This is a genomic window from Pseudomonas pudica (genome assembly GCF_015680405.1).
GTDB classification, from domain to species: domain Bacteria; phylum Pseudomonadota; class Gammaproteobacteria; order Pseudomonadales; family Pseudomonadaceae; genus Aquipseudomonas; species Aquipseudomonas pudica.
Genome location: NZ_JADLJS010000016.1, coordinates 64,560 through 84,864, shown reverse-complemented (window position 1 = coordinate 84,864; position 20,305 = coordinate 64,560). Strand labels below are relative to the sequence as shown.

The 20,305-nt window shown below is 63.9% G+C and carries 21 protein-coding genes; 10 read left to right on the top strand and 11 right to left on the bottom strand.

Features of this window, described 5'->3' with window-relative positions; translation table 11 throughout:
- Positions 1 to 19: 19 nt before the first annotated feature.
- The 3 genes from IRZ77_RS13740 to nhaA all read left to right on the top strand — a co-directional run bounded on the left by IRZ77_RS13740 (position 20) and on the right by nhaA (position 3,893).
- Positions 20 to 694 (top strand): COG3650 family protein, encoded by a 675-nt coding sequence (locus tag IRZ77_RS13740; RefSeq protein WP_046614720.1) that lies wholly within the window; start codon positions 20 to 22, stop codon positions 692 to 694.
- Positions 695 to 797: 103 nt separating this feature from the next.
- The gene (locus IRZ77_RS13735; protein ID WP_046614721.1) at positions 798 to 2,405 is read left to right on the top strand and encodes an NAD(P)/FAD-dependent oxidoreductase; all 1,608 of its coding nucleotides are present in this window, start codon (positions 798 to 800) and stop codon (positions 2,403 to 2,405) included.
- A 312-nt stretch (positions 2,406 to 2,717) separates the two neighbouring features.
- Positions 2,718 to 3,893: a Na+/H+ antiporter NhaA gene (gene nhaA, locus IRZ77_RS13730; protein WP_085601538.1), complete on the top strand. Its 1,176-nt coding sequence runs from the start codon at positions 2,718 to 2,720 to the stop codon at positions 3,891 to 3,893.
- Positions 3,894 to 3,961: 68 nt separating this feature from the next.
- Here nhaA and IRZ77_RS13725 read toward each other — a convergent pair whose 3' ends face one another.
- The gene (locus tag IRZ77_RS13725; protein ID WP_013973925.1) at positions 3,962 to 4,426 is read right to left on the bottom strand and encodes an outer membrane lipoprotein; all 465 of its coding nucleotides are present in this window, start codon (positions 4,424 to 4,426) and stop codon (positions 3,962 to 3,964) included.
- 147 nt (positions 4,427 to 4,573) lie between these two features.
- On the opposite strand from IRZ77_RS13725, the gene IRZ77_RS13720 reads away from it, so the two are divergent.
- Positions 4,574 to 4,807, top strand: coding sequence for a hypothetical protein (locus IRZ77_RS13720; RefSeq protein ID WP_085601540.1), 234 nt, complete (start codon positions 4,574 to 4,576; stop codon positions 4,805 to 4,807).
- A 39-nt stretch (positions 4,808 to 4,846) separates the two neighbouring features.
- Here IRZ77_RS13720 and pdxH read toward each other — a convergent pair whose 3' ends face one another.
- From pdxH to dinG, 5 genes are all read right to left on the bottom strand, one after another.
- A complete protein-coding gene (pdxH, locus tag IRZ77_RS13715) occupies positions 4,847 to 5,494 on the bottom strand; it encodes a pyridoxamine 5'-phosphate oxidase (RefSeq protein WP_046614724.1) in 648 nt (215 codons plus the stop codon).
- A gap of 18 nt (positions 5,495 to 5,512) precedes the next feature.
- Positions 5,513 to 6,490 carry an OmpA family protein gene (locus IRZ77_RS13710; RefSeq protein ID WP_108481820.1) on the bottom strand — a complete coding sequence of 326 codons (978 nt, stop codon included), beginning with the start codon at positions 6,488 to 6,490 and terminating at the stop codon, positions 5,513 to 5,515.
- Positions 6,491 to 6,589: 99 nt separating this feature from the next.
- Complete coding sequence (locus IRZ77_RS13705; RefSeq protein ID WP_046614726.1) at positions 6,590 to 7,735, bottom strand: EstA family serine hydrolase; 1,146 nt, start codon at positions 7,733 to 7,735, stop codon at positions 6,590 to 6,592.
- Between the two features lie 227 nt (positions 7,736 to 7,962).
- Positions 7,963 to 10,197, bottom strand: coding sequence for a beta-galactosidase (locus IRZ77_RS13700; RefSeq protein WP_196173673.1), 2,235 nt, complete (start codon positions 10,195 to 10,197; stop codon positions 7,963 to 7,965).
- A 78-nt stretch (positions 10,198 to 10,275) separates the two neighbouring features.
- Positions 10,276 to 12,420: an ATP-dependent DNA helicase DinG gene (dinG, locus tag IRZ77_RS13695; RefSeq protein ID WP_046614728.1), complete on the bottom strand. Its 2,145-nt coding sequence runs from the start codon at positions 12,418 to 12,420 to the stop codon at positions 10,276 to 10,278.
- Positions 12,421 to 12,518: 98 nt separating this feature from the next.
- Here dinG and IRZ77_RS13690 point away from each other — a divergent pair, with 98 nt between their 5' ends.
- On the top strand, positions 12,519 to 12,983 hold the full coding sequence (locus IRZ77_RS13690; RefSeq protein ID WP_108481817.1) for a CopD family protein: 465 nt from the start codon (positions 12,519 to 12,521) through the stop codon (positions 12,981 to 12,983).
- Between the two features lie 74 nt (positions 12,984 to 13,057).
- On the opposite strand, the gene IRZ77_RS13685 is transcribed toward IRZ77_RS13690, so the two are convergent.
- The 4 genes from IRZ77_RS13685 to IRZ77_RS13670 all read right to left on the bottom strand — a co-directional run bounded on the left by IRZ77_RS13685 (position 13,058) and on the right by IRZ77_RS13670 (position 15,685).
- On the bottom strand, positions 13,058 to 13,816 hold the full coding sequence (locus tag IRZ77_RS13685) for a collagen-like protein (RefSeq protein ID WP_153671562.1): 759 nt from the start codon (positions 13,814 to 13,816) through the stop codon (positions 13,058 to 13,060).
- Positions 13,809 to 14,084 carry a DUF1145 domain-containing protein gene (locus IRZ77_RS13680; RefSeq protein WP_025340369.1) on the bottom strand — a complete coding sequence of 92 codons (276 nt, stop codon included), beginning with the start codon at positions 14,082 to 14,084 and terminating at the stop codon, positions 13,809 to 13,811. Before IRZ77_RS13680 ends, IRZ77_RS13685 begins: the two co-directional genes overlap by 8 nt.
- A 98-nt stretch (positions 14,085 to 14,182) precedes the next feature.
- On the bottom strand, positions 14,183 to 14,902 hold the full coding sequence (locus IRZ77_RS13675) for an OmpA family protein (RefSeq protein ID WP_046614731.1): 720 nt from the start codon (positions 14,900 to 14,902) through the stop codon (positions 14,183 to 14,185).
- Between the two features lie 90 nt (positions 14,903 to 14,992).
- The gene (locus IRZ77_RS13670; RefSeq protein WP_003258902.1) at positions 14,993 to 15,685 is read right to left on the bottom strand and encodes an OmpA family protein; all 693 of its coding nucleotides are present in this window, start codon (positions 15,683 to 15,685) and stop codon (positions 14,993 to 14,995) included.
- A gap of 159 nt (positions 15,686 to 15,844) precedes the next feature.
- Between IRZ77_RS13670 and IRZ77_RS13665 the strand changes: the two genes are divergently transcribed.
- Genes IRZ77_RS13665 through IRZ77_RS13650 form a run of 4 tightly spaced genes read left to right on the top strand, consistent with a single transcriptional unit; the run spans position 15,845 to position 17,511 of the window.
- Entirely contained in the window at positions 15,845 to 16,339 is a 495-nt protein-coding gene (locus IRZ77_RS13665; protein ID WP_046614732.1) for a DUF6231 family protein, read from the top strand.
- Positions 16,340 to 16,341: 2 nt separating this feature from the next.
- Positions 16,342 to 16,818: a YchJ family protein gene (locus IRZ77_RS13660; protein WP_015271542.1), complete on the top strand. Its 477-nt coding sequence runs from the start codon at positions 16,342 to 16,344 to the stop codon at positions 16,816 to 16,818.
- A 2-nt stretch (positions 16,819 to 16,820) separates the two neighbouring features.
- Entirely contained in the window at positions 16,821 to 17,306 is a 486-nt protein-coding gene (locus tag IRZ77_RS13655) for an LEA type 2 family protein (RefSeq protein ID WP_108481815.1), read from the top strand.
- Between the two features lie 7 nt (positions 17,307 to 17,313).
- Complete coding sequence (locus IRZ77_RS13650) at positions 17,314 to 17,511, top strand: SEC-C metal-binding domain-containing protein (protein WP_003258907.1); 198 nt, start codon at positions 17,314 to 17,316, stop codon at positions 17,509 to 17,511.
- A 54-nt stretch (positions 17,512 to 17,565) separates the two neighbouring features.
- Here IRZ77_RS13650 and IRZ77_RS13645 read toward each other — a convergent pair whose 3' ends face one another.
- On the bottom strand, positions 17,566 to 18,762 hold the full coding sequence (locus IRZ77_RS13645; RefSeq protein WP_196173671.1) for an MFS transporter: 1,197 nt from the start codon (positions 18,760 to 18,762) through the stop codon (positions 17,566 to 17,568).
- A gap of 155 nt (positions 18,763 to 18,917) precedes the next feature.
- On the opposite strand from IRZ77_RS13645, the gene IRZ77_RS13640 reads away from it, so the two are divergent.
- Complete coding sequence (locus IRZ77_RS13640) at positions 18,918 to 20,258, top strand: aminotransferase-like domain-containing protein (protein ID WP_196173669.1); 1,341 nt, start codon at positions 18,918 to 18,920, stop codon at positions 20,256 to 20,258.
- The last annotated feature ends 47 nt before the right edge of the window (positions 20,259 to 20,305 follow it).

Genomic DNA, 20,305 nt, shown 5'->3' with positions numbered 1-20,305 from the left:
GACCCCCGGAGCCCGCCCCATGCGCCTCAACCCCACCCTGCTGCTCACCGCCCTGCTGCCCCTGTTCGCCGGCTGCCAGCTCATGGCTGACGCCCCCAGCGACCCGAACATCGGCACCACGCGCATGCAGGGCGAATTGCGTGCCGCCGGTGGCCAGTTGCTGTTCAAGCCGTGCAGCGAAAACCGCACCTTCGTGATCAACGACGTCGCCGCCACGGGCATCCTGCAGGAGGCCGCCAACCTAGCCAAGGACGCCAACGACAAGCTGTTCGCCGACGTCCGTGGCCGCCTCACCGGCAGCAGGCAGGCCAACAACGACGGCCAGCTGGAAGTACGCCGCCTGTACCGTCTGGAGCCTTCCACGCGCGCCTGTGAAGACCCCAACTTCAAGCAGCTGACCCTGCGCGCCAACGGCCACGAACCGGAATGGGACATCAAGGCCAGCGGCAAAGGCATGGTGCTCAACCGCGTCGGCCAGCAACCCCTGCCTCTCCCCTTCCTGGAGGAAGAAGTGCCCGGCGGTGGCCTGACCCTGACCAGCGAAGCCAACGGCCAGCACGTGGAGCTGTGGGTCGCGCCACAACGCTGCGTAGACAGCGCCACCGGCGCCATCCACCACCTGCGCGCCGAATTGCGCATCGACGGCAAGACCCTGCAAGGCTGCGGTTACTATGGCGGTGCCCGCGACAACTGATCGCCGGGCGCTTTTATCCTGCCAGTCAGGGCGGCGAACAGCTTATACTTGGCGGTTTGTGTAAAGCCGCCGGCCGCCCATGGCCGGGATACTGGACCCTGCCATGCTACGAATCACCGAACTGAAGCTGCCCCTGGACCATCCCGACGAAGCCCTGCGTGAAGCCATCGTCCAGCGCCTGGGCATCCGTGACGAGCAACTGCTCAGCTTCAACCTGTTCAAGCGCAGCTACGATGCGCGCAAGAAGAACAGCGAACTGCTGTTCATCTACACCATCGATCTGGAAGCCAGCAACGAAGCCGAGCTGCTCAGCAAGTTCGCCGACGATCGCAACATCGGCCCGGCGCCAGACGTGACCTACAAGTTCGTCGGCCAGGCCCCTGCCGATCTGCAGGAGCGCCCGATCGTGGTCGGCTTCGGCCCGTGCGGCATCTTCGCCGGCCTGTTGCTGGCACAGATGGGCTTCAAGCCGATCATCCTCGAGCGCGGCAAGGAAGTGCGCCAGCGCACCAAGGACACCTGGGGCCTGTGGCGAAAGAGCGTGCTCAACCCCGAGTCCAACGTGCAGTTCGGCGAAGGCGGCGCCGGTACCTTCTCCGACGGCAAGCTGTACAGCCAGATCAAGGACCCGCAGCACCACGGCCGCAAAGTACTGGAAGAGTTCGTCAAGGCCGGCGCGCCGGACGAGATCCTGTACATCAACAAGCCGCACATCGGTACCTTCCGCCTCACCGGCATGGTCGAGCAGATGCGCCAGGACATGATCGCCCTGGGGGCCGAAGTGCGCTTCCAGCAGAAGGTCACCGACCTGCTGATCGAGGATGGGCAACTGACCGGCGTGGTGCTGGAGAGCGGCGAACAGCTGCACTCGCGCCATGTGGTGCTGGCCCTGGGCCACAGTGCCCGCGACACCTTCCGCATGCTGCATGCCAAGGGCGTGTACATGGAAGCCAAGCCGTTCTCGGTGGGCTTCCGCATCGAACACCCACAAACGCTGATCGACAAGGCACGCCTGGGCAAATACGCCGGCCATCCGAAACTTGGTGCCGCCGACTACAAGCTGGTGTACCACGCCAAGAATGGCCGTTCGGTATACAGCTTCTGCATGTGCCCGGGCGGCACCGTGGTTGCCGCCACCAGCGAGCCGGGCCGGGTGGTTACCAACGGCATGAGCCAGTACTCGCGTAACGAGCGCAACGCCAACTCCGGCATCGTCGTCGGCATCGACCCCGAGCGCGACTACCCAGGTGGCCCGCTGGCCGGCATCGAGCTGCAGGAGCGCCTGGAAGCCCACGCCTATGTGATGGGTGGCAGCAACTATCAGGCTCCGGCGCAGCTGGTGGGTGACTTCGTCGCCGGCCGGCCGTCGACAGCGCTGGGCAGTGTCGAGCCGTCCTACAAACCAGGTGTGACCCTGGGCGACCTGGCCCCGAGCCTGCCGGACTTCGCCATCGAGGCCATTCGCGAGGCCCTGCCGGCGTTCGACCGGCAGATCAAGGGCTACAACCTGCATGACGCAGTGCTGACCGGGATCGAGACCCGCACCTCGTCGCCGCTTCGCATTACCCGCGGTGAGGACTTCCAGAGCCTGAACCTGAAGGGGCTGTTCCCGGCGGGTGAAGGGGCCGGGTATGCGGGCGGGATCCTGTCGGCGGGTGTCGATGGCATTCGCATCGCCGAGGCGGTGGCGCGGGATATGCTCGGCCTCTGATCCTTTATTACATGCCAGAGCCTCTTCGCGGGTAAAACCGCTCCCACAGGTACTGCACAGGTATTGAAAACTGTGAAGTACCTGTGGGAGCAGGTTCACCCGCGAAAGGGCCACTGCCGACATCAGAACAATCCACAGCAAACATCAGAATTCCCCTCCCCACTCCTTCCCCATCTGCATCTAGTCTTCCCTCAGCCCAGCCAGTAACACCATATAACAAAAACGAATATAGTTTTTGTTTGAAAGCATATCGTCACAGGCTAGGGTGTATGCCCGTTCCATCGTCAACTGCTCATGGAGAGCCTATAGCCCGTGCGTAGCCTGTTCACCCGCTTCTTCCAGCTCGAAGCCGCCAGCGGCCTGTTGCTGATCGCCGCGGCCATTCTGGCCCTGGTCATCAACAACTCACCGCTGTCCTATCTGTATAGCGGTCTGCTCGACGTTCCCGTCGCCGTCCAGGTCGGCGCGCTGCATATCGCCAAACCGTTGCTGCTGTGGATCAACGACGGCCTGATGGCCCTGTTCTTCCTGCTCATCGGCCTGGAGGTCAAGCGCGAGGTGGTCGACGGCCACCTGTCCAAGCCCTCCCAGGTGATCCTGCCTGCCACCGCCGCCGTGGGCGGCATGGTGATTCCGGCACTGATCTACTGGTTCATCAACCGTGACAACCCTGCCGCCGTGGCCGGTTGGGCGATCCCTACCGCCACCGACATCGCCTTCGCCCTCGGCGTACTGGCCCTGTTGGGCAAGCGCGTGCCGGTGTCGCTGAAACTGTTCCTGATGACCCTGGCGATCATCGACGATCTCGGTGCGATCATCGTCATTGCCCTGTTCTACTCGGGCACCCTGTCAAGCGTGTCGTTGCTGCTGGCCGCCGCTTGCCTGATAGTGCTGGTGGCCATGAACCGGCTTGGCGTGGTCAAGCTTGGGCCATACATGATCGTTGGCCTGATCCTGTGGGTCTGCGTGCTCAAGAGCGGTGTGCATGCCACCCTGGCCGGGGTAGCCCTGGCCCTGTGCATCCCGCTGCGCACGCGCCATGCCGAACGCTCGCCACTGCTCGCCCTGGAACATGCCCTGCACCCGTGGGTCGCATACGCCATCCTGCCACTGTTCGCTTTCGCCAATGCCGGTGTATCGCTGGCAGGCATGACCGTAGACAGTTTCACCCACCCGGTGCCACTGGGCATCGCCGTCGGGCTGCTGCTGGGCAAGACCGTGGGGGTCTTCGGGCTGACCTGGGTCGCGGTCAAGCTGCGCCTGGCCGCGCTGCCTGTCGGCGCCAGTTGGGGGCAATTGCTGGGTGTGGCGATACTTTGCGGCATCGGCTTCACCATGAGCCTGTTCGTCGGCTCGCTCGCCTTTGTACCTGGCAGCAGTGATTACGCCGGTATGGACCGCATGGGTATTCTCACCGGCTCGTTCTTCGCCGCCGTGATCGGCTATGCGGTAACCGCCATGGCCAGCCGCAAGCCCAACGTCGGCTGACCTGGTCGCAGCATGAAAAAACCCCGACTGGCGAGCGCCATGTCGGGGTTTTTCTTGTTGGGCTACGGTCAGTGCGTAACGCGGCTGGTGCCGTCGACGGTCATGATGCGTACGCGGTCGCCAACGCGGAAGATCTCGTTCTGCTGTACGGCCTGCACATAGGCCCGCATGCTGCCATCGTCCTCACGCACGGTGATTTCGACACCCTGGGTACGAGTCAGGCCTTCTTCGGCGGCGGAACCGGCCAGACCACCGGCTACGGCACCGATCACGGCGGCAACGATGCTGCCACGACCACCACCCACGGCGCTGCCGGCCACACCACCGACGATGGCGCCAGCACCACCACCGATCGGGGTCTTGGTGCCCTCGATCTTGACCGGACGCAGGGACTCGATGGTGCCCATGCGCACGGTTTGCACGCGGCGGGCTTCATCACGGGAGTAGCTGTCACCGGTCAGGCTCGAGGCACAGCCACCCAGCAACAACGACATGGTGGTAAAGGTCGCCACCAGCAAAGCGGATTTACGCATGGGTAAAGTCTCCATAAGTCAGGTGTCCATTAGACGCTGCAGGTTGACCGCTGTCACGGTACAAACGTAATAAAATTGTTTTCATTCAGCCAGGGTACAGCCTGCATGGCTGTGTCGAGGCCATTTCAAGTGAGACCAAGGATAGCCATGGATTACTTCATCGTCGTGGTCACCACCGTCGCGGGGCTTTACTTCCACTGGTGGCTGTATGTGCGCATGCGCCGCTGGATGGACCGTGACCTGGCATTGTCGCTGGCTGGGTCGGCCCCAGAAAAGCGCGCGTATATGCTGCAAAGGCTGGAGCAGGCGCGCGTGGAGAAGGTGGGGCGCAAGCAGTTGGCGGGGTGGTTGGAGCGGGAGGCTGCCGGGTTTCCGGGATAGCCTTGTGTCGCGAAAGGGCCGCAAAGCGGCCCCACAATTTCAGGGCGCCAACCGCTCCCGCAGCCATTGCCCATCCACCAGCCGGTAGTTCAGTCGGTCATGCAGGCGACTGGCCCGCCCCTGCCAGAATTCGATGCGTTCAGGCAGCAAACGATACCCACCCCAATGTTCCGGACAATGCGGCTGAGTGTCGCAGAAGCGCGCCTCGGTGGCCTTGACCAGCAGCTCCAGCTCCTCACGGCTGGCGATTACCTGGCTCTGCGGCGAAGCCCATGCCCCCAGGCGGCTGCCCAGCGGGCGCACCTGGTAGTAGGCGTCAGATTCCTCAGGCGTGACCTTTTCCACACGCCCTTCGATGCGCACCTGGCGCTCCAGTGCAGGCCAGAAGAAGGTCATGGCGGCGAAAGGGTTGAACAGCAGTTGCTGGCCCTTGGCGCTATCGTAGTTCGTGAAGAAGGTGAAACCACGCTCATCGAGCCCCTTCAGCAACAAGATACGACAGTGAGGACGGCCTTCACCATCGACAGTGGCCAGGGTCATGGCGTTGGCTTCCACCGGTACCTGCTCGGTTTTCACCGCGTCGGCGAACCACTGGTGGAACAGGGCGAACGGCTCCCCCGGGGCCTGGGCTTCAGCCAGGCCATCGCGGGTGTAGTCGCGGCGCATATCAGCCAGGGATTGGGTCATTGCTGCGTTCCTTGACGATCAGTTGGTCTTCGCAGGGCTGTTTGCAGCTACTTTCTTGTCAGCGGTAGCTTTCTTGGCGACGGGCTTGGCCGGCGCGGCTTTTTTCTTGGCCGTTGTCTTGGCAGGCGCCTTGGCCTTGGCTTTGGTGACAGGTTTCTTCGCCGCAGCCTTGGTGGCCGGCTTGCTGTCGGCAGGCTTGGCAGCAGGCGCCTTGACGTCCTGCACCGCCACCATCGGGGCCCGCGCCGGAGCGGCTTGCTGGTACTTGGCCAGCAGGGCGACCATGGTGTTCTGCGGGGTCAACAGCATTTCCACACGGCGGTTCAGGGCACGGCCCTCGGCGCTGTCGTTGGCGGCGCGCGGCATTTCCGAGCCCATGCCCTTGAGGTTCAGGCGATCACGCTGCAGGCCGCTGAGGCGGAAAATGGCCGACACCGAAGCGGCGCGCTCCAGGCTGAGCTTCTGATTGGCAGCAGCGACACCGCTGCTGTCGGCATGGCCAAGCACCAGCACGGCAGTCTTGGCATCGCCTTCGACGGTCTTGGCCACACGGGTGATCGGGCCCAGGGTCATCGGCAGCAGCATGTTCGGACGATCGGGGTTGTACGAGCTGTCCACCGGGATGGTTACGGCCAGCACGTTGTCACGGCGCTCCAGCTCCAGCTTGCTGCCCTTGATCGCCTCACGCAGCTTGGGCTCGTACTCGTCCAGCCAGGCCTGGGTGGCCTTCTGGTCGATCTTCGGTACCACCGGCCCCTTTGCCTGCTTTTCTTCACCGCCAAACGGCCACCACCAACGGCTGGCGTTGTCGGACTTGGCGTCGGCCTTGGCCACGTTTTCAGTGACGGCTTCCTTCACTTCCTGCTCGGCAACCTTTTCCGAACCAAAGGGCCACCAGCTCGAGGCGCTGTCCTTCGAGCCGTCCTGGGGGTGACTGGCGCAGCCTGTAACGGCGGTCAGGCACAGGGCGAGTGCTAAGGTTTTGTGTGAAGACATCAGCGATACACCATGAAATAGAAAGAAATTTTGCCTACACGCTTCAGGCGTTGGCATTGAGGATAGTCAAAGGGGTGGGGCAACACCCGCATTACCCGATCAAAGGCAACTGGCAAGGACACGTACCAGTTTCTGGGCTCGCGGGTCCATGAGCACATAAGGGCCGAGGGTATTGACCACGAAACCGAAGGCCACATCGTGTTCCGGGTCAGCGAAACCGACCGAGCCGCCAGCGCCTGGATGGCCGAAGGCGCGGGCCCCGAGGCCGAAGGTGGCATTGGCTACATCGGGCTGGTCGAGCATGCAGCCCAGGCCAAAACGCGTCTGGGTGAGCAGGGTGCGATCCTGCCCGATGCTGTGCTCACGGGTCAGTTCGTCGAGCAGTTCGGATTCGAGCAGGCTACCGTCCAGCAACCCGGCATAGAAACCCGCCAGGCTACGCGCATTCCCATGACCATTGGCCGCTGGCTGCTGCATGCGCCGCCACTCAGGCTTGTTGGTACTGGTCAGTATCGCCGGCGGGTTGGTGAAGGCACGGGTCGACAGGGCCTCGGGCTCGCGCATGGTCACCTGCAGCAGGCGCTGCGCCGCGGCGTCCCCGGCGTTGCCCTTGCCACGGGCGATATGCGCTACGCGATGGAACTCATCGTCCGCCAGGCCGACATGAAAATCCAGCCCCAACGGCCGAGCGGTACGGGCCACGATCGAGTCGCCGGGGCCACGGCCGTCGGCACGGCGGATCAGCTCGCCGATCAGCCAGCCATAAGTAATGGCGGCGTAGCCGTGCTCGGTGCCGGGTTTCCACCAGGGCGTTTCGGCTGCCAGCGCATCGACCATGGCCTGCCAGTCATACAGCGCCTCGGCCGGCAGCAGCTCACGGATGGCCGGCAGACCGGCACGGTGGCTGAGCAACTGGCGCAGGGTGATCGCCTGTTTGCCTGCCTGGGCGAACTCGGGCCAATAGTTGGCCACCGGCGCATCGAGCGCCAGCTTGCCCTCGCCGACCAGTTGCAGGGCGGTGACAGCGGTGAAGGTCTTGGTGCAGGAGAACAGGTTGGCGATGGTATCGCTGTGCCAAGCCTGCTGGCCGTCCTTGTCGGCACAGCCAGCCCACAGGTCGACCACGGTTTCGCCACCGACCTGGATGCACAGCGCGGCGCCACGCTCCTGGGGATCATCGAACAGCGCGGCAAAGGCTTCGCGCACTGCTTCGAACTTCAGCTCATAGTGACCCTGGATCTGCACCCGCTGTTCTCCGTACGACCAATTCCGAAAATGGTGTGCATTGTTTCAGTAGTTTGGCGTTTTGCAAACTGGCTTGGGCTGGGTGGTCACTGTGGGAGCGGCCTTGTGTCGCGATGGGCTGAGCAGCAGCCCCGGCAATTTATACAGCGCCGCTGAAATGAGGGGACTGCTCCGCAGTCCTTTCGCGACGCAAGGCCGCTCCCACAAAAAGACCGCGTCGACCTGGGCTAGGGCGCCGGTTTTTCCAGTTGGGCTCGCAGCTGGCTCATTGCCTGCAAGTTGCTCTTGCGCACGGCATCGACAAACCCCGGGTAAGGCACATCGGTGATCGCCACCAACCCAAGGTGGCCGTTCTCGCCATCTAGCAGGCGGCCGCTGGCCGGCTGGTCAAGGTACTGGAACCAGTGCGCGCCAACGATCATCGGCTGCGCCAGGGCTGCCTTGAGGAAGTTGCCGTAGGCCGGGCCGCGGTCTTCTTCCCGCGCTACTTCCAGCGGCCCCGGCCAGAACGGCCCGCGATCGCGCGAGCCGAACTGGAACTCGGACACCAGCACCGGCTTGTCCAGCTCGGCCAGGCGGGCAAAGTCGTAGCCGTCCTGCGGTTTGAGGGTATAGAAGTTGAAGCTGAGCACATCGCAGAACTCGGCGCAGGCCTTGACCGCCTCCGGCGTGCTGACGGCATAGCGGCCACCCAGCAGCAGGTGATTGGGCGCATGCCACTTCAACGAGTCGGCAATGGTCTTGAAGTAGGTTTCGGCGAACACTTGCTGAAAGTGCTGGTAGTCACGCTCGATTTCCGGGTGCTCCGGGTTGGGTAACGGTGCCTCGAAGCCTGGGTCTTCCATCAGTTCCCAGGCGGTCAGCTCGATGCCCCATGCCTTGGACAAGCCTTCCTGGTTGCGGTATTTGTCACGCAGCTGCTTGAGGAAAGCGCGCTTGGCTGGTACATCGGTGGTCAGGCGCAAGGTTCCGTAGGCCAGGCCGTAACGCGCCTTCGCGTCACTACCGGGGGCGGCCCAGGCCAGTTCGTTGTCAGCGAAATAGCCGATCAGCCAGGGGTCGTCACGGTGATCGCGGGCGGCAATGGCCACGGCGCGTTCGGTGGCCATGGCAAAACGCGGGTCGAACGGGTCGGGCATTCGGCCCCACCAGTCCATGCCAGTGCTGATGCTGGCGTAATCCCCGACGATCGATAGCGGCAAGGTGTACGGCATGCGCCTGGCCTGGCCCAGGGCCGGTTCGCTCCAGTTGCCGACCGTGTTGAAACCCCAGGCCTGCAGGCGATCGAGCGCATGCACCTGCCAACGGGCGGTATCAAGCGCCAATGGAGGGCAGTTGGCCGGCTGCCCTTCTACCGCGGGCGAACAGGGTTTGCCATAGGTGCGCTGCAGGTTGGCGGCATAAAAATCGAACCAGCGCCCCTGTTTGAAGTTGCGCCCCTGCGACGAGGGGTTGCCGTCGTCGTTGTTGCCGTCGCCATAGAATGCGGCCAGTGCATCCCCCTCGCCCGGCAACGCCTTGAACATTCCCTCACGCCCGGCGATGTAGGTACGCCCGCCATCCGCGGCCACGGCATTCACCCCCAGGGAGTAGAACGGATGCCCCTCGGGCGTTACCAGGTACCAGCGGCCGTCACGCTTTTCGGTGCGGAAAAAGCCTTTGGCCTCGAACGCCGGCCCGGCCAGCAGGCCACCGTACGCGTCCAACTGCTGCTTGCCACGCTCTGCCAACCAGCCTTTGAGCTGTTGCTGCTCGCGCATATCGGCCGCCTTGAGCTGCTCGTCATTGGCAACCTTTTCAGGCCAATGGCCGCGGGTGGACTGGCCATAGGCATCGATCAGCTCCTGGTAGGCCGCCTTGTAGGCCTGGTCGTCATCCTGGATGCCGACCCGCTCGATCAACAGGTTCTGCGCCACCTTGGGGTTGGGGATACTCAGGCTGACCGACACCACCTGCTTGAGGTCGAGCGCGCCGGCGCTGCTGGTCAGCAGCAGGCGCTGGCCGCCATGGTTCCAGGGCATGGGCGGGCCGGCGCGCATGCCCTGGCTCAGCGGCGAACTGGCCGTCAGCGGTACCATCACGGTTTGTGCAGGCCCGGCCGGTAGGTCGATGCGGCTGGTCAACGTGCGGCCATCACTGCTCTGTACCATGACGTCCACGGTCAGCGCCCAATCCATCGCGCTTTGCAGTCGCAAGGTCAGGAACTGACCGCCGGACCAGTCCCACACACCGCTTTGCGGGCTCAGGCGCAAAGTCGGCCGCTGGGCAGGGTTGAACACCACGCGCCGCAACACTTCGCCTTCGGCCGTCTGCTCCGCGTTGTACTGCGGCATACCGGCATCCTCGGTCACCACGTTGACCACCGAGGCCGGGCGCACGAAGCTGAACAGCGTCTGCTGCCCAGCCAGCAAAGGCGAGCTGAACAACAGGGCGAAAACGGCGGGCAGGGTACGGCGGACCATAAGGCTGGGGCTCTCCTTCAGGGCCTTCATGGCCCACGACTGAGTATGGACAACGCGCCAGAGCAAGTGCTCCGGCGGTCAGGAAATCTCCCGCCGGAACGGCGGCAGCGCATTGAGAATAGCCTTGCCATAGCGTTGGGTGACCAGACGCCGGTCAAGCAAGGTGATGACACCGCGGTCCTGCTCGGTTCGCAGCAGGCGGCCGCAGGCCTGGATCAGCCGAAGCGACGCGTCGGGTACGGCAATTTCCATGAACGGGTTGCCGCCGCGAGCCTCGATCCACTCGGCCAGCGCCGCTTCGACCGGGTCGTCTGGCACGGCAAAGGGAATCTTGGCGATCACCACGTGCTCGCAGTAGGCACCCGGTAGGTCGACACCCTCGGCAAAGCTGGCCAGGCCGAACAGCACGCTGTGCTGGCCATCATCTACCCGCGCCTTGTGCTTGTTCAGGGTTTCCTGTTTGGACAGGTTGCCCTGGATCAGCACCAGCTTGCGCCAGTCACGGTCCAGGCCATCGAACACGTCCTGCATCTGCTTGCGCGAGGAGAACAGCACCAGCGCGCCACGGGCCTCTTCCACGATACTCGGCAGTTCGCGGATGATTGCCGCGGTATGCGCCGCTGCATCGCGCGGGTCGGCCTTGAGGTCGGGGACCCGCAGCAGGCCGGCATCGCCATGCACGAACGGACTGGGCACCACGCAGGTGACCGCGTCACGCGGCAACCCCGAGCGCATGCGGAAACGGTCGAACTTGCCGAGCGCGGTCAGCGTCGCCGAGGTCACCAGCGCGCCATGGGCCACGCTCCACAGACTGCGGCGGAGCATTTCGGCGGCCAGGATGGGGCTGGCGTTGACTTCGATATCGAACAGCGCACCGCTCTCGGCCAGGGTCAGCCAGCGGGCCATGGGCGGGCTGTCTTCCGGGTCTTCGGCGGTAAAGGCCGTCCACAGCTCCCAGTTGCCCTGGGCACGGGTGACCAGGCTTCCGAACAGCGGGTACCACTCCTCGGCCTGGTGGCTGGCGATGCCGATGTTGACCTCACCGTCCATGCCTTCCTTGAGCAGGTCGGCCAGGCGAGTGAACAGGTCGTTGAGGCGAGCAAAGCCCTTTTTCAGCTCGATGCCCACTTCGCGAATCTGCTCCGGCACCACACCACCTTCGAAGCGGTAGCGCGGGCGCTCACGGCCTTCGTTGTCCTCGCTGGGGCGGAAGTCGGCAACCTGCTCGCACAGGGTGAACATGAACTGCTGCTGGGTGCGCACTTCCCGCGCAAGCTCTGGCACCTGCTCGATGTACTTGCCAAGGTCACCGGGCAGCGGGTGCTGGGCCAGCAGCTTGGTCAGGTTCTTGGCGGTCTGTTCCAGCCAGTCGGCAGTGGAGCGCAGGCGCGAATAGTGGGCGAAATGGCCGATGGCCTTGTCCGGCAGGTGGTGGCCTTCGTCGAACACGTACATGGTGTCGCGCGGGTCGGGCAATACCGCGCCGCCGCCCAGGGCCAGGTCGGCCAGCACCATATCGTGGTTGGTGACGATCACGTCGACCTTGCCCATGCCTTCGCGGGCCTTGTAGAACACGCACTGCTGGAAGTTCGGGCAATGACGGCCGGTACACTGGCTGTGGTCGGTGGTCAGGCGTGCCCAGTCCTGGTCTTCCAGGGCTTCTGGCCAGCTGTCGCGGTCACCGTCCCAGCGGTTGCCGGCAAGCTTCTCGATCATGCTGTTGAACAGCTTCTGGCTGCGCTCGTCGACTTCGATGTGGAAGCCTTCTTCCTCGAACAGCTGGGCGGTAGCCGATTGGGCGTGGCCTTCCTGCAGCAGGATGTCGAGCTTGGACAGGCACAGGTAGCGGCCACGGCCCTTGGCCAGGGCGAAGCTGAAGTTCAGCCCGCTGCTGCGCATGAGGTCGGGCAGGTCCTTGAAGACGATCTGCTCCTGCAGCGCCACGGTGGCGGTGGCGATCACCAGGCGCTTGCCGGCGGCCTTGGCGGCCGGAATGGCAGCCAGGCTGTAGGCCACGGTCTTGCCGGTACCAGTACCCGCCTCCACTGCCACCACGGCAGGCTCGCCGGCACGGCGGCCTTCCTCGTCGCAGGCGATGTCGCCGAGCACCTTGGCCACTTCGGCGATCATCAGGCGCTGGCCATAGCGCGGCTTGAGGCTCTTGGCTTCGAGAAAACGCGTATAGGCGCCCTGGATGGTGGCTTTGAGTTCGTTGCTGATCATGGTCTGCAGGCGCCCGGAGGGCTGGATATATTTTCAGTGTTTCGCATGGGGCGGCTATCATACCCCGCTATTGCCCTTTATGCCGCATGGAGATCCAGATGCTTGCCTTTGCCTTGCCCTACACACTGCATGTCATTGCCGCCCTGGTGTGGGTCGGCGGCATGTTCTTCGCCTGGCTGGTGCTGCGCCCGGCAACGGTTGCAGCCCTTGAGGGGCCTGCCCGGCTGCGCTTGTGGGTAGAAGTTTTCCGACGCTTCTTCGGTTGGGTCTGGCTGGCCGTGGCGATTTTGGCGATAAGTGGTATCGGCATGTTGCACATGCGCTTCAGCAGCTTCGAGACTGCACCGAAGTATGTGCAGGTGATGATCGGTGGGGGCATCGCCATGTTTGCCCTGTTCATGCGCATCCAGGCGTTGCTGCTGCCGGAGCTGAGGGCGGCGGTGCAGGCCGAGGACTGGCCGGCGGGTGCGGCAGTGCTGGGGCGGATTCGGCGGATGGTAGGGATCAACCTGCTGCTGGGCCTGGCGGTGGTAGCCGTGGCCAGTTCGCGGCTGATGCTCTGACAGGATCTGCGCAGCCCGTGTAGGAGCAGCCCATCGCGACACAAGGCCGCTCCTACAGGAGGCGCAGCAAGGCTTCAGAGGCGCTGCAGAATCAGCTCACCTGCAGCGCCGGCCAACCCAGGCTGGCCCGGCTGCCCCGGTCGGCCATTTGCGCCGGCGTCTGTGCGGTACACCAGGCACCCCTTGCTAGCCCCGCCCTTGCCGGCCTTGCCTGCAGCCCCGGCCTTGCCCGGTGCGCCGCCGTCCAGGCGCACCACGATGCGCTCCTGCGGGAAGCCCTGCGGCACGCTCAAGCGGATGCGCCCACCCGGCGCACCATCGTGCCCGTTGCCGCCGTCATCGCCATTGGCACCGCGGCTGGCCTGGCCCCAGGTGCAGCCACCGGCCTGGCCGTTAGCGCCATCGAGTCCCACGTACCCTGGCGCACCGGCACCGCCACGGGCATCGATAGCCAGGCGCTCGGCATCCACTTCAGCCAGTTTCAGGTCCAGGCTGCGGCCAGACCGGGCTCCCCGCTGGTAGGTGCCCGCCGCCCCCGGCGCACTGAATTCACTACCCTCACCCAGCCGTGCGCTGCGCGCCTCGATCAGCAACGGGCTATCGGATGGAGCAATGGCGATACGCGCATCACGCCCCAGTTCCAGCTGGTCGACCTTCAATTCCGCGAGCGTGGCAGGCAGCAGCAGGGTTGCGGCATCGGCGACACGCAACTGTGCCAGGTGCACGCTAGCCGACTTGTCGGGCAGGCGAAGCATGGAATTGGCAGCGACCTCCAGGCTTTCGGCCTGGGCCAGGGGAGCGGCCATCATGGCCAGCAACATCAAATTACGCATTTCGCGGCGCCTCCTGCACACGGGGAATGGACATGACATGGAAGATACCCGTCAACAGGATCTGCAGACGATCGAACCAGCGGTGGCTGCGCCCGCGCAGGCTGCCATTGAAGAACAACACTTCGAGCAGGTGCAGGCCGAGCAAGGTGATGCCGGCGGCGTTGATCAGCAGGTTGAAGGGCAAGGGTTGTGGCATCAACTGATTGAACAGCACCACACCCCAGAAAGCGACAGTCAGGACCTTGCCCAAGCCCAGGATGAACTTCATATCCCGCCCCCATGGATTGTTGTTATGTCGAGCCGGCCCGTTCGAGCGGGCCGTGCGGCCAACATTAACCGCAATGTCAAGACAGGCGCCAGCACCACTCAGTTGAGGTGCAGTTCCACCCGTCGGTTGCGGGCGCGGCCCTCCTCGCTTTCGTTGTCGCTGAGCGGCTCACTCTCACCGCGCCCCTGGCTGGTGACCTTGCCCGCCTCCAGCCCCTGGCTGATCAGGTAAACGGCCACGCTGCTGGCGCGGCGTTCGGAAAGTGCCTGGTTGTAGCTGTCGGAGCCTACGTTATCCGTATGTCCGATCACGCTGACTTTGGCCACCGTCGGTGAATCGAGTTTTGCCACCAGGCCTTGCAGGCGCTGCTGGGCCGCCGGGGTCAGCTCGGCGGAATCGAAGGCGAACATCACCGCGCCGTTGTCATCCAAGATGATCACCTCCGGCGAGGGTTCGGGTTCAGTGGCAGGCGGCGATACGGGGTACACCTTCAACGGGCACCCCATATGGTCGACCGCAGTGTTTGCCGGGGTATCGGGGCAACGATCGCGGCGGTCGAAAATGCCATCGCCATCTTCGTCACCATCCTGGACGTAACAGATCAGCCCCCCGGCAATGGCACCAAGGGCACCGCCACCAGCCGCCCAACTCGAGCTTTCGATGGCGCCCAGGCCACCACCGACCAGGCCGCCGAGCAGGCTGCAGATGGGCCAGGTCTTCTGGTTGAGCGGCGCGCTACCATCGCTTTGGGTGGCGCAGCCCGCGAGCAGGCTGGCAGCCACCAACAGCGGCAGCGCCGCTTTCGACGTCACACTCATGCTGAATGCTCCTGTGTCATTGGCCACGGACGGCTGACTGCCGTTGAAGACACGCCCGTGCCACTGCTCAAGGCACGGGCGCAAGTCGCTCTACCGCTGGATCTTGATCTCGGTACGGCGGTTCATGGCGCGCCCCTCGGCCGTGGCGTTGTCTGCCACCGGCTGGGTTTCACCAGCCCCTACCACCGACACGAAGCTGCTGCGCGGTACTCCGCTCTCGACCAGGTAGTCGGTCACCGAGTGGGCGCGGCGCTCGGACAGTTTCTGGTTGTAGCTGTCGGAGCCGACGCTGTCGGTATGGCCGCTGACGCTCAGGCGGGCGGACGGCGCCTCCTGTTTCAGGCGCGTGGCAATGGTGTTGAGGCGCTCCTTGTCGCTGGCGGTCAGGCGCGCAGAGTCGAACTCGAAGTGCACATCGCGGATGACGATGACTTCTTCCTTCTGCACCACCACTTCCTCGACCACTGCGGCCGGCTCCGGTGGGCAGCCGTTGGCATCGACCTGCACACCGCGCGGGGTACCTGGGCACTTGTCACGGCTGTCCGGCACACCGTCGCCATCCTCGTCGCCATCGCCATGGGCCCAGCAATAGCCTGCCGCCAGGCCACCACCCAGCAACGCGCCCCAACCAGCCCAGCTGGAGCTCTCGATGGCGCCCAGGGCAGCGCCGCTTACACCCCCGACGGCGGCACATTTCGGCCAGTCGGTCTTTTGCAAACCTGCACAACCAGTCAACACACTGGTGAGCAGAACCAGGGGTATCGCTGTGCGTACTATGCTCATTTCATTGCTTCTCCTAGGGGGAATCGGCATAAGGCCGATTTCAGGGAGTAAAGACCGAGCATCTGATCCCTGCCACCAATAAGCCACGACACAGCCACATGCCTCTTTGCCCGCACGCTGCGGCCCGCTAGTCTTGGACGACTTCAACGAGGATTGCCAATGACCGACGGTTTTTCCCAGCGCACCCCGCAGCAGGCCCTGGCGGCCCTGCTCGAGCGCTTCACCCCGCAACGCCTGCTGCTGGTGGGCACGCGTTTCCCGGCGCTGGACGCCTTCGCCCAGGCGCACCCACAGGTAACCATCGCCACAGCCGCCCCAGGCCCGCTGCCGGCCGAACTGGCAGCCCAGCGCTTTGACCTGGCGGTACTGGTGGACTGCCTGGAGCACCTACCCAAACGCACCGGCCTGGAGTTGCTCGGCGGCATTCGCAACCTCAATGCCAGCCGGGTCGCGGTGCTTGCCGACCTGGGCGCCTGTGGCTGGCAAGACACCGATTTCTTTGCCCTGGCCCTGTCGGCCAGCGAGAAATTCCGCCGTGACCAGCAGGTATTGAGCCTGTTCACCTATGATCTACATGACTACAAGCAGGTACCGGACTGGCTGAATGCCAAGTTCTGGGCCAACCCTGAAAACTTCGGCAAGTACTGGTGGTGATGATGAGTGTCTCGGTCTGCCCTTGTGGCAGTGGCAACCTGCTCGACGCCTGCTGCGGGCATTACCATGCTGGCACCCCGGCACCGGATGCCCAGGCGCTGATGCGCTCACGCTACAGTGCCTACGTGCTGGGCCTGGTCGACTATCTGGTGGCCACCACTCTGCCAGCCCAGCAAGCTGGCCTGGATCGCGCTGCCATGGCTGCCTGGAGCGCCCAGAGCACCTGGTTGGGCCTGGAGGTAGAAAGTGCGGAGGTGCTCGGCGGCCAGCCAGAACACGGTTTTGTCACCTTCACTGCACGCTGGCACGACCAGGAGGGTGACCATCAGCACCGCGAGCGCTCGGCATTCGTCCAGCATGCCGGGCGCTGGTACTTCATCGACCCCACGGTCGGGCTCAAGGCCGGGCGTAACGACCCCTGCCCCTGCGCCAGCGGGCAGAAGTTCAAGAAATGCTGCGCCAGTTACGTGGGTAGCTGAACATGGTCGCCCGCACCCGCCCGCTGCTGCTCGCCCCCCTGATGGCATGGCTGGCACTGCTGGCGGGCTGCGCCAGTTGGGGCGGTGACGAGTGGCGCGAACCCGAGGTGCAACTGGTCGAGGTGGAGACAGTCAAGGCCAGGTTGCTGGAGCAGGAGTTCGTGCTGCACCTGCGAGTCGACAACCCCAATGACAGCCGACTGTTCATCCGCAACCTGTCGTATGCCATACGCCTCAACGACCTGTTGCTGGTGCAGGATGAAACCAGCGTGTGGCGCAGTGTCGGCGGGCACGCCCAGCGTACTTTCAAGATCACCGCGCGAACCAACCTGTGGCAGCACCTGAAACCACTGGCCAAGCTGCTGAAAAGCGAACAACCGCTGCACTACAGCCTGCAGGGCGAGCTGGCGACCGGGTTGCTCATCCATCGGGACCTGCACTTGTCGCGCAGTGGTGAGATAATCCCCGGCGACTACAACCCGGAGTAACCCTGCAATGTCCCAGCAACCCCACGTTCATGGCCCTGACTGCAACCACGATCATGATCACCACCACGATCATGGCCATGTACACGGCCCGCACTGCAACCACGGCCACCAGGAGCCGGTACGCAACGCCCTGAAGGACGTTGGCCGTAACGACCCGTGCCCGTGCGGTAGCCAGAAAAAGTTCAAGAAGTGCCACGGCGCCTGACCTGAACAGCACTTGCGCGTCCCAGCCGCGGGCCGCGCAGTGGGTAGCCGGGGCCTAGCTGACCCTGGCAGGCCCTGAAACATTGCGCTGCAGCACCACTGAGGTGGCCATCAGCAGCACGATGCACAGGGCCATGCAAATGGCATTGGTACCATCCCAACCGACCGTGCCCAGCAACAGCGACGGGCTGAATGCGCCAATGGTCGCGAACACCGCGATGGCCAGATCGTTCTTCCCCTGCATCTGCATCGCTGCCGGGCTGTGTTGCAGCATCTGCGCCAACAGCGCCCCACCGCCCATGTAGGTCAGGTTCCAGCCCAGGCCCAGGGCTATCAGTGACAAGGTCATCATCGCGTAGCTGTGCGACCACATGTTCATGGCCGTGCAACCGATCAGCAGGCCCAGGCCGAGACAGATGGTGGCCCTGATACCGAGCTTGTGGATGATGGCGCCAGTGAAGAACGATGGGGCGAACATGGCAATCACATGCCATTGAATCGCCAGGCGAACGTCGGAAAAGTCCTCATGCATGTGTTTCATGTACATGGATGCCTGGATCATCAGCAAATTCATGATCCCGTAGCCCAGCGCGGCCACTGCCATGGCCACGGCAACCACCGGGCTCAGTGGCTCGGCGGTCGTATCAGCCGGTTTCGCTGCACGGTCTTTACTGGCGGTGCCGGTATCGCCGGGCAGGCAGGCCGCTGTCAGCAACGACATCACCGCCAGGACGACAAAAGCGGCGTAGCAGAGAGAAAACAGCGGATACCCGCGAACATCCCTCAGCCACTCGGTGAAGGCCGGCCCGACCACGGCAGCGATTACCCCACCGGCCACTACCAGGGAAAGCGCCTTGGGTTTCAGGTTCTGGGCCAGGTTGTCGGTGGCCGCGAAGCGATTGAAGTTGGCAAACGCAATGTAGATGCCCAATGCCGAATGGCTGATCACCAGCGTCGGGAAGTGCTGGTACTGCACCGCCAGGTAGCCACTGATGCCAGACACCGCCAAAGGGATCGAGCCCAGCATGAAGGCGCGCTTGCGGCCGATACGGCTCATCAGCCTGGAGACCGGATAGGTGGCCAGCATCAGGCAGAGGAACTGGAAACCATAGGGCACGGTGGACCACGTGGCGGCAGGCGCCAGCGCCGCCCCGACAATGGCCGCCATGGTCACGGACATGACCGCAGTCGTCAGGTTGATCGATTGCGCGGTGAAATACAGGTACGTGCGCCGCGGGAGTGTGCTCGACATAGCGTGTGCTCACGGTTGGTGGACGGGTCGATTTCGGAATTGGGAAAGATGCCGACAGGTCCATGGTCGCATCTGCCGCGCCCTGAAATTCGCACAGTCGACTCGTTTTCCGGTTAACTGTTAGGCTGTTTTTTCTAACAGCTGCTGGACCCGCCATGCGCCCGCACAGCCTTCATGACCAGTTGAAACAGCGCCTCGCAGCCGGCGAATGGCTGCCCGGCCAGCGCATGCCCTCCATCCGCAAGCTGACGGCGGCGGTTGGCTGCAGCTACCACGATGTCGTCTCCAGCTATGCCCGGCTGGTCAGCGAAGGTGTGTTGACCGCCATTCCTGGGCGCGGCTACTTCGTCGCCAGCCACTCACGGCAAACCGGCGCATTGGATGCGCCCGCAGGCATGGCCGGCGACCCGCTGTTCAAGCTGCTGCAGGGGGGCCAGCACAACATCAAACTGGGCAGCGGCTGGCTGCCACCCGCCTGGCGTGACACCGAGCTGCTGGCCAAGGCGATTCGCCGCACGGCGCGGTTGGAGCAGAGTTCGCTCGCGGAATATGGCGATATCCAGGGCTACCTGCCCATGCGCAAGCAGTTGTGCGTGCACCTGCAACGCCTGACCCGTGTCGATGCCCGGCCAAGCCAGTTGCTGACTACGCTGGGCGCCACACAAGCGCTGGACCTGGTGGCGCGGTTGTTGATCAAGCCAGGGGATCACGTGTTCGTCGACGAGCCCGGCAACGGCAACCTGATCAAGCTGATCCAATTGGCCGGCGGCCACGTGGTCGGGGTGCGCCGAACCCAGGACGGACCAAACGTGCAAGACATGAAGGAGCACCTGGCCAGGCACAAGGTGAAGGCATTCTTCTGCAACAGCACCTTCCACAACCCGACCGGTGGCAACATCAGCCCGCACAATGCCTTCAGCGTCCTGCGACTGGCGGTGGAACACGACTTCTTCGTGGTCGAGGACGATGTCTACGGCGACTTCAGCCCGGGTGTACGCCAGACCTTTGCCGAACTGGACAACCTTGAGCGGGTCATCTACATCGGCAGCTTCTCGAAATGCCTGTCCGCTTCATTGCGCGTGGGCTACATCGCCTGCTCGGCAGAGCTGATGGAGCCGCTGACGCGCCTGAAGCTGCTGACCTGCGTGGCGGTGCCGGCGTTTTGCGAACGCTTCGTCAACACCATCTTGTCCGACGGCACCTATGCCCGGCACATGCAAGACCTGCAGCAGCGCCTGATCCGGCAGCAGGCACAGACGCAGCAGTTGTTGCGGGCGCGTGGCTGGCAGTTCGACATAACGCCTCAAGGTGGCATGTTCCTGTGGGTCTACCACCCCGAACTGGCCGACCTGCAGCCTTTCATGCGTCGCCTGGAACTGCACCAGGTGCTATTGATGCCAGGCTCGGCCTTCGCTGTCAGCCGCGACTTTCAACGCCATGCACGCATCAATTGCACGCACTTTTCCGACGCCGTGGCCGAACATTTCAAGGTTTGAGTGCATGTCTTGATTTTTGAGGTGGCGCTCGATCTCACAGGCACCAC